General features: G+C 68.3%; 10 protein-coding genes and 1 tRNA gene. 8 read left to right on the forward strand and 3 right to left on the reverse strand.

Features of this window, described 5'->3' with window-relative positions; translation table 11 throughout:
* Window positions 1–77 precede the first annotated feature (77 nt).
* Window positions 78–698 (forward strand): oligoribonuclease, encoded by a 621-nt coding sequence (gene orn / locus ACIBH2_RS12295; RefSeq protein WP_397116264.1) that lies wholly within the window; start codon window positions 78–80, stop codon window positions 696–698.
* Between the two features lie 84 nt (window positions 699–782).
* Window positions 783–855 (forward strand) — tRNA-His (locus ACIBH2_RS12300).
* Between the two features lie 91 nt (window positions 856–946).
* Here the strand turns inward: ACIBH2_RS12300 and ACIBH2_RS12305 are convergent.
* A complete protein-coding gene (locus ACIBH2_RS12305) occupies window positions 947–1,852 on the reverse strand; it encodes a LysR family transcriptional regulator (protein ID WP_397116266.1) in 906 nt (301 codons plus the stop codon).
* Between the two features lie 95 nt (window positions 1,853–1,947).
* On the opposite strand from ACIBH2_RS12305, the gene ACIBH2_RS12310 reads away from it, so the two are divergent.
* Window positions 1,948–3,174 carry an MFS transporter gene (locus tag ACIBH2_RS12310; RefSeq protein ID WP_397116268.1) on the forward strand — a complete coding sequence of 409 codons (1,227 nt, stop codon included), beginning with the start codon at window positions 1,948–1,950 and terminating at the stop codon, window positions 3,172–3,174.
* On the opposite strand, the gene ACIBH2_RS12315 is transcribed toward ACIBH2_RS12310, so the two are convergent.
* Both ACIBH2_RS12315 and fdxA read right to left on the reverse strand, forming a co-directional pair.
* On the reverse strand, window positions 3,119–3,667 hold the full coding sequence (locus tag ACIBH2_RS12315) for an LppP/LprE family lipoprotein (RefSeq protein ID WP_397116270.1): 549 nt from the start codon (window positions 3,665–3,667) through the stop codon (window positions 3,119–3,121). The two genes, ACIBH2_RS12310 and ACIBH2_RS12315, sit on opposite strands and share 56 nt — an antisense overlap.
* 70 nt (window positions 3,668–3,737) lie before the next feature.
* On the reverse strand, window positions 3,738–4,076 hold the full coding sequence (gene fdxA, locus ACIBH2_RS12320; RefSeq protein ID WP_397116272.1) for a ferredoxin: 339 nt from the start codon (window positions 4,074–4,076) through the stop codon (window positions 3,738–3,740).
* Between the two features lie 159 nt (window positions 4,077–4,235).
* On the opposite strand from fdxA, the gene ACIBH2_RS12325 reads away from it, so the two are divergent.
* The 5 genes from ACIBH2_RS12325 to ACIBH2_RS12345 all read left to right on the forward strand — a co-directional run bounded on the left by ACIBH2_RS12325 (window position 4,236) and on the right by ACIBH2_RS12345 (window position 12,090).
* Entirely contained in the window at window positions 4,236–5,159 is a 924-nt protein-coding gene (locus ACIBH2_RS12325) for a LysR substrate-binding domain-containing protein (protein ID WP_397116274.1), read from the forward strand.
* Window positions 5,160–5,202: 43 nt separating this feature from the next.
* Window positions 5,203–5,685 carry an Lrp/AsnC family transcriptional regulator gene (locus ACIBH2_RS12330; RefSeq protein WP_397116276.1) on the forward strand — a complete coding sequence of 161 codons (483 nt, stop codon included), beginning with the start codon at window positions 5,203–5,205 and terminating at the stop codon, window positions 5,683–5,685.
* A 191-nt stretch (window positions 5,686–5,876) separates the two neighbouring features.
* Complete coding sequence (locus tag ACIBH2_RS12335; RefSeq protein WP_397116278.1) at window positions 5,877–9,359, forward strand: indolepyruvate ferredoxin oxidoreductase family protein; 3,483 nt, start codon at window positions 5,877–5,879, stop codon at window positions 9,357–9,359.
* Window positions 9,360–9,495: 136 nt separating this feature from the next.
* The gene (locus tag ACIBH2_RS12340; RefSeq protein ID WP_397117001.1) at window positions 9,496–10,566 is read left to right on the forward strand and encodes a Glu/Leu/Phe/Val dehydrogenase; all 1,071 of its coding nucleotides are present in this window, start codon (window positions 9,496–9,498) and stop codon (window positions 10,564–10,566) included.
* 33 nt (window positions 10,567–10,599) lie between these two features.
* Window positions 10,600–12,090 carry an APC family permease gene (locus tag ACIBH2_RS12345; RefSeq protein ID WP_397116280.1) on the forward strand — a complete coding sequence of 497 codons (1,491 nt, stop codon included), beginning with the start codon at window positions 10,600–10,602 and terminating at the stop codon, window positions 12,088–12,090.
* Window positions 12,091–12,218: the final 128 nt, after the last annotated feature.

Raw genomic sequence — 12,218 nt, forward strand, 5'->3', positions numbered from 1 at the left:
CGCGGTCGGTCCGCTTCGACCGCCCGACGCGGCCGGGTGAACAGGTAGACCCGGGCGAAACGACTACCCTTTGCCGAGTGTCCGACAAATTCGTGGTGTGGATGGATTGCGAGATGACGGGGTTGCGTCTCGACAGCGACAAGCTGATCGAGGTGGCCGCGCTCGTGACCGACAGTGACCTCAATATCCTCGGCGACGGCGTGGACATCGTGATCCACGCCGATGACGCCGCCCTGGCCGCCATGCCGCCGGTGGTGACCGAGATGCACGCTCGCTCCGGGCTGACCGACGAGGTCCGTCGCTCCACCGTGACCCTCGCCGAGGCCGAGCAGCAGATCCTCGACTACATCAAGCAGTACGTGCCCGCCCCCGGCACCGTGCCGCTCGCGGGCAATTCCATTGCCACCGACCGTGGTTTCATCGCCCGCGATATGCCCGCGCTCGATTCGCACCTGCACTACCGCATGATCGATGTCAGCTCCATCAAGGAACTGTGCCGCCGCTGGTACCCCCGCATCTACTTCGGCCAGCCCGAAAAGGGCCTCTCCCACCGCGCCCTCGCCGATATCAAGGAATCCATCCGCGAACTCGAGTACTACCGCCGCACCGCCTTCGTCGCCCCGCCCGGCCCCTCCACCGCCGAGATCGCGGCCGTCGCGAGCGAACTCGGCCCACCCGGATCCGCCACCTCGAACTGACCCGAAAATCCGCATAACCAGCCGATTAGGTACTGAACGCGGGTACACGTTACGATCTATCGCGCCGGAAGTTACCCGGCAATGGTGACCGTAGTTCAGTTGGTAGAGCACCAGGTTGTGATCCTGGCTGTCGCGGGTTCGAGTCCCGTCGGTCACCCTGCGAGGCCCAGGCCGGAGAGAAATCTCCGGCCTGGGCCTCTTCCGTTATCCGGGTACCCCGCTGCCGCGGCACCGTTCCGGTGCGATGTTCACGCCGATTCCGCGATGTCGGGGAGTGTGCCCAACAGGGCCGCCAGTTTCGTCAATTGGGCGGGGCGCTGGGCCGAGCGCCAGATCAGTGCCATTCTGGACTCCTCGTCGAAGCCGGTGACGCGCACGTAACGCAGGTCGGCGCGCTGGTTGCGCTCGGCCACCGGGCGGCAGGTCAGCATGGCGTACCGACCGGTCGCGGCTAGGGTCATTCCCTCCTGAAGAGTCGCGACGCGGACCGTAGCGGCGATCTGTTTCCCCAGCGGTGTGAAGCGCGGGAAGTGGATATCCCGCCAGTACCCGGGCGCCGGTCCGTCCACCGATACGAGGTCCACGTCGGCCAGGCGCTCGGCATCGATTCGCTCCGCCCGTGCCAGCGGATGGTCATGGCTCAGGGCCAGCATCCGCGGCGCCGGAGGGAACGCGAATCCGACCGACAGTCCCGGCTCGCGGACCGGGAGCAGCGCGACGGCGGCATCGATATCTCCGGCCAGCAGCGCGCCGAACGGGTCGCCGAGCGGTATCTCCCGCAGCGACAGGTCCACGCCGGGGTTCTCCTGGGTGAATCGGGCCAGGGTCCAGGTGATCGTCTCGTAGGCGAGGCCCTGGAAACCGAGGCGGATCGGCGCCGCCCGCCGGGCCTCCTGCCGAGCGCTGTCGACCACCTCGACCAGCCGGGTGTAGGTCGGCCGCACGCGATCCACGAGATCCGCACCGCTCTCGGTGAGCGCCACCCGGCGGCTGGTGCGCTCCACCAGCTGTGTCCCGAGCTTGCGTTCCAACGCGGCGACGAGCTGGCTCACCCGGCTCTGCGAGACCCGCAGCCGCTGGGCCGTCCGGCCGAAGTGCAGTTCCTCGGCGAGTACGAGCAGGCATTCCAGTTCGCGAACGGGAAGGTCCGGCATCCGACTCCTTCCGTCGCGGCATCGATGAGTCCAGCTGATCGAACAATGAGCTGATCACTGTTGTTCCGACCCGGCGGGCATCCTTGACTGGATTCATGTCCACTGTGCGTGAATCACGAGCGCCCGCAGCCGAATTCGGTGGCCGCTGGTCCTCGATCGCCGTCCTCGCCCTGTCCACCTTTCTCGTTGTCACCTCGGAGATGCTTCCGGTCGGCGTGCTGACGCCGATGTCCGAAGGGCTGGGCATCACGCCGGGAACAGCCGGGTTCAGTCTGGCCGTCACCGGGGTCGTGGCCGCGGTGGCCGCACCCTTCGTCTCTCGGACGATCGGCGGCGCGGATCGCCGTCGCGTCCTGATGGCGGCCGCGCTCGTTCTCGCCGCCGGGAATCTGATCACCGCGCTCGCCCCGGGTTTCGCCGTGCTCGCGCTCGGCCGCGTGGTCGTCGGATTCGCCATGGCGACGGTGTGGGCGCTCGCGGCGGCACTCGCCACCCGACTGGTCGATGCTCATCGCGCGGGGACGGCGGTGTCGATCGTCGTCAGCGGCGTAGCGGTCGCGTCCGTGCTGGGGGTCCCGCTCGGCACCTTCCTCGGTGATGTGGCGGGGTGGCGCATCGCCTTCGCCGCGCTCGCGCTGGCGGCTCTCGCGCTCGCCGCGGGGCTGGCCGCGCTCCTGCCCGCACTACCACCGGAACAGGACATCGGAACGGGCGGGAATGCTGGTGCGCTCCTGGCGATTCCGGCGGTGCGCCGTGGGCTGATCGCGGTGATCCTCCTGGTCACCGCGCATTTCGCCGCCTACACCTACGTGCGGCCCGCGCTGGAGGAAGTGTCAGGCGTCCACGGCCCCGGTATCTCGCTGCTGCTGCTCCTGTACGGCCTCTGCGGGATCGTCGCGAACTTCGCCGCGGGAGCCGCCGCCGCCCGCCGCGTTCGATCGACGATGCTCGTCCTGGCGATCGGCACATCCGCTGCCCTGCTGGCGCTGCCACTGGTCGGCACGGCTCCGATCAGCGCCGCCGTGGTGCTGGTGGTGTGGGGATGCTCCTATGGCGGCGTCTCGGTCTGCGCCCAGATCTGGGCGGTGCAAGCCGCACCGCAACGGCGCGAAGCCGTCACCGGCCTCTTTGTCGGCGCCTTCACCGGCAGTATCGCGTTGGGATCCTTCCTCGGCGGAGTGATCCTCGACGGCGCCGGACTGTCGGTGCTGCTCTGGGTGTCCGCGGGTGTGGCGGCCGTGGCCGCCCTGACCATGGCGCGACCGCTCAATTGTGCGGTGGGAACTCACCATTCGCCCGCACGGTCGTCCCGTCCAGTGTGAAGGTCACGACGCTGGGCCCACCCTGCGGACAGCACATCGGGTCAGTGTCTGTCAGCCAGTGATAGGTCAGCGAGACCGAATCGCGGGTTTCGCCGGTCACCATGGTGTACATGTACGGCTCGGCCGTCGCGGTGCCGAGGTAGGTGCCGTCGGTGAAGAACAGCACATGGGTGTACGGGTGGTTGGTGTCGGTGTTGACGGTCATCCAGGACAGGACGCCATCGCAGCCCGCGTCGACCGAATCGTCGCTCGCCTGCCCGATCGACCAGTCACCTATCGGCGGCGGGGCCAGGCGAGCCACGGCGGATCGGGCGAGGTCGGAGTTCAGGTCGAAGCACAGGCCGTGGCCGCTGCCCACCGGCGTGACCGGCTTCTGCTGTTGGACCGGCACATTCGACGGTTCCACCTGCGGTGTCGGCGACGCGCCGCATCCGCCCAGCACCAGCGCCGCTGCCGCGACCAGCGCACTCAGAATCCCCGACTCGGCCTTCATGTCCGAAAGATCGCCCGTAACCCGGCGAGCGTTTCGCGGACCGCCTCTGACCTGCGAACGACCCGGCCCGCTAAGCCCGGGGATACTCCGCGACGAATGGGGTGTCCACACCCACGACGCCGATTCTCGACTCACCACCCGGCGCACCGAGCGGCTCGGTGCGCCCAGGCAGCGGTTCCTCGAAGAACCGCGCGTTCTCGGCCACGAATATCTCCTGCCCGGCGGGCATATCGTCCTCGAAGTAGATCGCCTCGACCGGGCAGGCCGGTTCGCAGGCCGCGCAGTCCACGCACTCGTCGGGCTGGATGTAGGCCATCCGGTCACCGACATAGATGCAGTTGACCGGGCACTCCTCCACGCACGCCCGGTCCAGGACGTCGACGCAATCCGCTCCGATGACGAAAGTCATGATCTCTCCTCGCGATTCACTACCCCCGCGACCGACCGGCCGCCGACAGGGCACGGCTCGAGCATTGCCGCCCCGACGGCCGTCCGGTAGCCGTCGAATGCCGACCACCCCATAAGCCACGCTTATGCCAGCGGCCCGGGTCCCGCATAATCGACCCTTATGACCCTGCCCCCGGGAACACCCGACCTGGAGGTGCTGGATCTGCTCGTCTCGGTGGCGGAACTGGGCAGCCTCGGTGCGGCGGCCCGCCGCCACGCCATTACCCAACCGGCCGCGAGTATGCGGATCACCGCCCTGGAACGGCGGCTGCGCCTGCGCCTGCTCGAGCGCGGACCCACCGGCTCCACGCTCACCGAGCACGGCCGCGCCGTGGTGGAGCACGCCCGCCCGATGCTGGCGGCGGCGCACGCATTCGCCGATGGGGTCGCCGCCCTGCGGGTCGGCGATCGGCCGAAACTGCGCATCGCGGCCTCGAAAACCATTGCCGACCACCGCATGTCGCAGTGGCTCGCGGCGCTGCGCGAGGCCCGCCCGGAGGTGCAGGTGGCTCTGGAGGTCGGCAATTCCCGTCAGGTGGAAGCCTGGGTGCGCGAGGCCGAGGCCGATCTCGGATTCGTCGAAGGCCCGCATTCCCCACCCGAACTCGGCAACCAGATACTCGGCACCGATGATCTCGTGGTGGTCGTCGGCCGCGGGCATCCGTGGGCGCGACACCGCGAGCCCGTGACGGTGCGACAGCTGGCGAGCACGGCGCTGCTGTGGCGCGAACCCGGCTCGGGCACCCGCGATACGGTCTGGGAGATCCTCGCCGCCACCACCGAGCCCGCGCGCCCCGCCGCCGAATTGGGTTCGGCGGCGGCCATTCTGGCGACCGCCCGCACCGGCCTCGCACCCGCCATTCTCAGTCGCCTGATCGCCGAGGCCGATCTGCGATCCGGTGCGCTGGTCGAGATACCGCTCGCCGATACGGTGCTTACCCGCAAATTCCGGGCGATCTGGCGACGGCAGGCCCCGCCCGCCGACCCCGCGGACCTGCTCGTGCGCTATGCCGAGCTGTTCGAGCGGCAGCGCGGCGCACGCTGATTCGGGCCTTCGGCGCGGCCGAGGCGCTGTGCCAGAATGCGGCATGACCATCAAGATCGACGCATTGGATTCCGCGTTGTTGGCGGAGTTGGCGTCCGACCCGCGTGCGCCGATTCTGGAGTTGGCGCAACGGTTGGGGATCGCCCGCAATACGGTGCAGGCGCGGATGAAGCGGCTGGAGGCGTCGGGGGTGGTGCGGGGGTATCCGCCGAATATCGATCTCCAGGCCGTCGGGTTCGCCGTACACGCGCTGCTCGGGATCGAACTCGACCAGAACAAGATGGATTCGATCGTGGAGGCGCTGCGGGCCTTTCCGCATGTGCTCGAGGTGCACGCCACCACGGGACGGGCGGATCTGCTCGTGCGCATCGCGGCGCAGTCGCAGCAGGATCTGTTGGAGATCATTCAGCGCGTGCACGCCATTCACGGCGTGAAGCACACCGAGACCATGCTCGCGCTGGCCACCCCGATCGAGTACCGCAGCCTCCCGCTCGTCGAACACCTGACGAAGGGCTCCGGCATGTGACCCGGATCTCCCACCCTCGAGCAGAATGCCGCACTCGCGACAGTGCTCTAGATCACTTTTGAGCAATCTGATCAGTTTTCCGCCCGACTGTTGACACAGATCACACATACACGGCAAATTGCGCTGCACCGATCGCTAATCCCTTCGTTTGCAGCTCACGATCTGGGTTGTGGAAAGTGTGGTGGGAGTTCATGACCAGCGTTGCCTGCCCGTCATCGCGGACACAGGCCGAACCGACCGCACCGTACGACCTCGCCGACCGATATCGCTCGGGAGCGGGTCCGGTACTGCTGACCGGTGTGCAGGCCATCGCCCGCCTGCTGGTCGAACAGCACGTCCGCGATATCCGCGCCGGACGCCGCGTCGCGACCTTCGTCTCCGGTTATCAGGGCAGCCCGCTGGGCGGCGTCGACAAGATGCTGCTGGGCATGCCGAATGTGCTCGCCGAACACGACATCACCTTCGTGCCGGGACTCAACGAGGAACTCGCCGCCACCTCGGTGTGGGGCAGTCAGGCCGATCTCCCGGCCGGACGCGCGACCCACGACGGCGTCGTCGGCGTCTGGTACGGCAAGGGCCCGGGCGTGGACCGCGCCACCGACGCGCTGCGGCACGCCAATATGTACGGGGTCAATCCGCGCGGCGGTGTGCTGCTGCTGGTCGGCGACGATCCGGCCTCGAAATCCTCGACCGTGCCCGCGGTGAGCGAGCGGTCGCTGGCCGCCATGGGTATCCCGGTGCTGTTCCCGCGCAATGCCGAGGAGATCATCACCATGGGTATGCGGGGCGTGGCGCTGTCGCGCGCCTCGGGCTGCGTGGTGGCCATGAAGATCGTCGCCGATGTCGCAGACGGCGCGTGGACCGTCGACGCCTCGGTCGCGGACCTAGCGCTGCGCGTGCCCGAAATCCAGTGGGAAGGACGACCTTTCGTCTACCGGCAGCGGCCGATGGCGGCCCCGACGGACAGTGTGCTCGCCGAGGCCGACCTGTACGGCCCGCGCTGGGAGATGGTGCGCACCTTCGGCGCGGTCAACGAGCTGGACGTCATCGAGGTGGATCCCGCCGACGCCAAGGTCGGCATCGCCGCCACCGGAACCACGTTCGACGCGGTCCGCCAAGCGCTGCTGGACCTCGGCGTGGACGAAGCGGCCATGCACCGCGCCGGAATCCGACTGCTGCGCATCGGCATGCCGTATCCGGTTGGCGCACAGCAGGTCACCGCGTTCGCCCGCGGCCTCGAGCAGGTGATCGTGGTGGAGGACAAGACCGCGTTCATCGAGACCCAGATTCGCGAGATCCTCTACGGCACACCGGATGCCCCGCGCATCCTCGGCAAGCACGACGAGCGCGGCGCGGTGCTCATGCCCTTCGACGGCGAACTGACCGCGGGCCGCCTGCTCGGTCCGCTGCGCCGCGTCCTGCGCGACCGCGTCGAGCTGAAAAAGGCCGCGCCGCCGCCGCTTTCGCTGGAGGTGCTCTCCGCCAAGCGCACCCCGTACTTCTGTAGCGGCTGTCCGCACAACCGCTCCACCGCACTGCCGGAGGGCTCCATCGGCGGCGGCGGCATCGGCTGCCACACCCTGGTGACCATGTCCGGCCGCAGCGACAGCGCGGTCACCGGCCTGACCCAGATGGGCGGCGAGGGCAGCCAATGGATCGGGCAGGCCCCGTTCACCGATGTGCCGCACCTGTTCCAGAACATCGGCGACGGCACCTTCTTCCACTCCGGGCAGCTGGCCGTGCAGGCGTGTGTGGCCGCCGGGGTGAACATCACCTACAAGCTGCTGTGGAACGAAGTCGTCGCCATGACCGGCGCACAGGATGTCGAGGGCGGACTCACCGTCGCGGGGCTGACGCACAAGCTCACCGTGGAGGGCGTCAAGCAGATCATCATCTGCGCCGACGAACCCAAGCGGCACAACAAGAAAGCGCTCGCCAAGGGCACGCTGCTGTGGCATCGCGACCGGCTCGACGAGGCGCAGCGGGTGCTGCGCGAGATCGAGGGCGTCACGGTCCTGATCTACGACCAGCACTGCGCGGCCGATGCCCGACGCCAGCGCAAGCGCGGCACCCTGCCCACCCGCACCACCCGCGTGGTCATCAACGAGGCCGTCTGCGAGGGCTGCGGCGACTGCGGCGTGAAGTCCAATTGCCTGTCGGTGCAACCGGTCGAGACGGAGTTCGGCCGCAAGACCCGCATCGACCAGACCTCCTGCAATACCGACTACAGCTGCCTGGACGGCGACTGCCCGTCGTTCGTGACCGTCGAGCTGACGCCGGATGCCAAGGGCCGCAAGAAGACCAAGCGCAACAAGCCCGCCGAGCCGCCCGTGGTCGCCGATCCGGGCCTCGGCGCGCCGCAGGGCACGCAGAACGTGTTCATCACCGGTATCGGCGGCACCGGCATCGTGACGGTCAACCAGGTGCTGGCCACCGCCGCGCTGCGGGCCGGATATCAGGTGGAGAGCCTCGACCAGATCGGCCTGAGCCAGAAGGCCGGGCCGGTGGTCTCGCATCTGCGGTTCTCGGCCACCGAACTGGAGCCGTCCAACCGGCTCACCCCGGGCAGCGCCGACTGCATCGTGGCCATCGACCTGCTCACCGCGACCGACCCCAAGAACCTCCAGTACGGCGATCCGGCGAGCACCATCGCGGTCGCGTCGACGAGTCAGACGCCGACCGGCGATATGGTCTACGACAAGTCCGTCACCTACCCGCCCACCCAGGACCTGCTGGATCGTCTTGCGGCGGTGTCGAATTCGGTGAGCCACTTCGACGCGCTCGACGCCGCGCAGAAGCTGTTCGGCAATACCGCCGCGGCCAATTTCCTCATGGTCGGCGCGGCGGTGCAGAGCGGCGGACTGCGGCTGCCCGCGGCCGCCATCGAGGAGGCCATCGGCATCAACGGTGTCGCGGTGGCCGCCAATATCGCGGCGTTCCGTTGGGGCCGTGTGGCTTTCGCCGATCCGGCCGCCTTCGCCGCCGCCGTCGAATCCGATCAGCCGCGGCGCACCGTGCCGGTGCTCCCCTCGGAACTGCTGGCCGACACCACCTTCGACGGTGAGGTGCGCCGCCTCGTGGAACTGCGCGCCGCCGAACTGATCGGCTACCAGAACGCCAAAGTCGCACGGCGCTACATCGATACGGTGCAGCTGGCGTGGGCCACCGAGCGCACCGTCACCGAGCGCACCGACTTCAGCGAGGCCGTCGCGCGCGGGCTCTACAAGTTCACCGCCTACAAGGACGAGTACGAGGTGGCCCGCCTGCTGGTGGATCCCGCCTTCCTCGCCCAGGTGCAGGCGCAGGTGCCCGGCGGCGAGAACCTCACCTACAAACTGCATCCGCCGATGCTTCGGGCCATGGGCCGCGACAAGAAGATCGGGCTCGGACCGAAATCGCATGTGGCACTGAAGATGCTCGCCAAGGCCAAGGTGCTGCGCGGCACCAAGCTCGACCCGTTCGGCTACGCCCATGTCCGCAAGGTGGAGCGGGAGCTGCTGGCGCACTACACCGATATGGTGCGGCGCTTCGCGGCCGAACTGAATACCGAGAACTACGACACCGCCGTCAAGGCCGCCGCACTGCCCGATGTGGTGCGCGGCTACGAGGACATCAAACTCGGCAATGTCGAGCTCTACCGCGCCGGACTGCGCGAACTCGGCATCGACTTCTGACCCGAGTCACCCCCGGACCACCACCCATGTGGTCCACCCATGCCGTCACCACGCGGCAATCCCACCGGTCGCCACCCCGCGACCACCCCGAGCCGCCACCACGCGGCACCCAGGAAAGGAATCGATCGTGACCGCAATGCACACCGACGCAGGGGTTTTCGGCCGCTCGCACGAACTGAGCGCCCGCAGCCACGAGCAGGTGATGTTCTGTGAGGACGACAAGACCGGCCTGAAGGCCATTATCGCGATTCACTCCACCACGCTCGGCCCGGCGCTCGGCGGCACCCGGTTCTACCCGTACGCCACCGAATCCGCGGCGCTGGAGGATGTGCTGCGGCTGTCCTGGGGAATGACCTACAAGGCGGCGGCAGCGGGCGTCGACCTCGGCGGCGGCAAGGCCGTGATCATCGGCGACCCCGCGGTGGCCAAGACCGAAGCGCTGCTCGCCGCCTACGCGCGGTTCGTGGAAACCCTTGGCGGGCGCTACATCACGGCCGGTGACGTCGGCACCAACACCGACGACCTCGATGTGATCGGCCGCCACACCGACTACGTCATGGGCCGCAGCGTCGCCGCGGGCGGCTCCGGGGACAGCGCCCGGCTGACCGCGCTCGGCGTCTTCCACTCCATGCGCGCCGGAGCCGAATCCGTTTGGGGCACAGCATCACTGGCGGGTCGCACCGTGGGCATCGAAGGCGTCGGCAAGGTCGGGCGCGAACTCACCGCGCTGCTGCTCGCCGACGGCGCGGAGGTATGCGTCACCGATGTGAACGAGGCTGCCATGCAGCGGGTTTCGCAAGAGCACCCCTCGGTGCGCCTGCTGAGCACCGTGGCCACCGCACCGGTCGACGTCTACGCGCCCTGTGCCCTGGGCGGCACCCTCACCGATGCGAGCGCCGAGGCCATCGAGGCCAAGCTCATCTGTGGCGCGGCCAACAACCAGCTCGCCAATCCGCTGGTGGAGCAGGCGCTCATGGAGCGCGGCATCACCTGGGTACCCGATTTCGTCGCCAATGCGGGCGGGCTCATCCAGGTCGCGGGCGAACTGCGCAAGGCCGCCGCGACCGAGGTGGAGGCCGATGTGGCAGGCATTTTCGAGCGCTGCCGCGACATCATCACCGTCGCCCGGGCGGAGGGTATCGGGACCGGCGCGGCCGCGAACCGATTCGCCGAGCGGCGGCTCGACGCCATCCCGCGATCGCTCTGATCGCGCGAAAGTTTCTACAGAGGAGATAGATCAGTGGCGATCGCGAGCGGGTTGTTCCGCACCAAATCCGTCGAACAGTCGATACGGGATACCGATGATCCGGATTCCAAGCTACGCAAGGATCTAACGGCCCGCGACCTCACCATCTTCGGTGTGGCCGTGGTGATCGGCGCGGGCATCTTCACCCTCACCGCGCGCACCGCGGGGTCGGTGGCCGGGCCCTCGGTCTCGCTGGCCTTCGTCTTCGCGGCGATCGCCTGCGGGCTCACGGCGCTGTGCTACGCCGAATTCGCCTCGACCGTGCCGGTGGCGGGCAGCGCCTACACCTACGCCTACGCCACCTTCGGCGAGATCATCGCGTGGATCATCGGCTGGGATCTGATTCTGGAGTTCGCGCTCGCGGTCTCGGTGGTCGCCAAGGGCTGGTCGCAATATCTCGGTGAACTATTGGGAACCGGCGCGACCGTGCTCGAAGTGGGATCGCTGCACTTCGATTGGGGCGCGGTGGCGATCATCGCGGTGGTCGGCACGCTGTTGGCCACCGGCACCAAGCTGTCCTCGCGGGTCTCGGCCGTCGCGGTCGCCATCAAACTGGGTGTCATCGCGCTGGTGTTGGTCGTCGGCGCGACCTACTTCAAGGCCTCCAACCTGTCGCCCTACATTCCGCCCGCCGAGGCGTCGGAGAAGGCCGACGGCCTGCGTCAGTCGCTGTTCGCCTTCCTCACCGGCTCCGGCGGCACCAGCTTCGGGTGGTTCGGTCTGCTGTCGGCGGCCAGCCTGGTGTTCTTCGCCTTCGTCGGCTTCGACGTCGTCGCCACCACGGCCGAGGAGACCCGCAATCCGCAGCGCGATGTGCCGCGGGGGCTGTTCGGTTCGCTGGCCATCGTCACCGTGCTCTACGTCGGCGTCTCGCTGGTGCTCACCGGCATGGTGTCCTACACCCAGCTCGCCGACGGCAATGCCACGCTCGCGACGGCCTTCGCCCTGCACGGCGCGACCTGGGTGAAGAACATCATCTCCATCGGCGCCATCGCGGGTCTGTCGACCGTCGTCATGGTCATGTACCTGGGCCAGACGCGAGTGCTGTTCGCCATGGCGCGGGACGGGCTGCTGCCGAAGAGCCTGGCGCACACCGGATCCAAGGGCACGCCGGTGCGGCTGACCGTCATCGTCGGCGTGGTCTGCGCGCTGCTCGCCGGATTCGTGGATTTCGGCACGCTCGAGGAGATGGTGAATATCGGCACCCTCGTCGCGTTCGTCATGGTGTCGATCGGCGTGCTGGTGCTGCGGCGCACCCGTCCGGATCTGCCGCGTGGATTCCGCGTTCCGCTCGTGCCGCTGATTCCGATTCTCGCCGCGCTGGCCTGCCTGTGGCTCATGCTCAACCTCTCCATCGAGACCTGGCTGCGGTTCGTGATCTGGATGGTGCTGGGCGTGATCGTCTACCTGGCCTACGGCCGTCGGCACTCCGTGCTGCGCCAGCAGCAGCAGGCCGATGACCCCGGCTTCTTGCCGGTGCGATAGCGCGAGCGCGTCTGCCGGGACCCCGCGCACAGCGGCCCCGGGTCCATCCGGACCCGGGGCCGCTTCCAATTGAAACAACAACGCTTCGAATCCATGGCGCGGGTCACTCGATCTTCGTAGACTTCACG

The sequence above is a fragment of the Nocardia sp. NPDC050406 genome (assembly GCF_044459025.1).
Lineage (GTDB): Bacteria > Actinomycetota > Actinomycetes > Mycobacteriales > Mycobacteriaceae > Nocardia.

Excerpts from the sequence above, each read along its gene's own strand:
- ACIBH2_RS12305 (WP_397116266.1), bottom strand. The coding sequence starts at position 1,852 with ATGCCGGACCTTCCCGTTCGCGAACTGGAATGCCTGCTCGTACTCGCC.
- ACIBH2_RS12310 (WP_397116268.1), top strand. The coding sequence starts at position 1,948 with ATGTCCACTGTGCGTGAATCACGAGCGCCCGCAGCCGAATTCGGTGGC.
- ACIBH2_RS12315 (WP_397116270.1), bottom strand. The coding sequence starts at position 3,667 with ATGAAGGCCGAGTCGGGGATTCTGAGTGCGCTGGTCGCGGCAGCGGCG.
- fdxA (WP_397116272.1), bottom strand. The coding sequence starts at position 4,076 with ATGACTTTCGTCATCGGAGCGGATTGCGTCGACGTCCTGGACCGGGCG.
- ACIBH2_RS12325 (WP_397116274.1), top strand. The coding sequence starts at position 4,236 with ATGACCCTGCCCCCGGGAACACCCGACCTGGAGGTGCTGGATCTGCTC.
- ACIBH2_RS12330 (WP_397116276.1), top strand. The coding sequence starts at position 5,203 with ATGACCATCAAGATCGACGCATTGGATTCCGCGTTGTTGGCGGAGTTG.
- ACIBH2_RS12335 (WP_397116278.1), top strand. The coding sequence starts at position 5,877 with ATGACCAGCGTTGCCTGCCCGTCATCGCGGACACAGGCCGAACCGACC.
- ACIBH2_RS12340 (WP_397117001.1), top strand. The coding sequence starts at position 9,496 with ATGCACACCGACGCAGGGGTTTTCGGCCGCTCGCACGAACTGAGCGCC.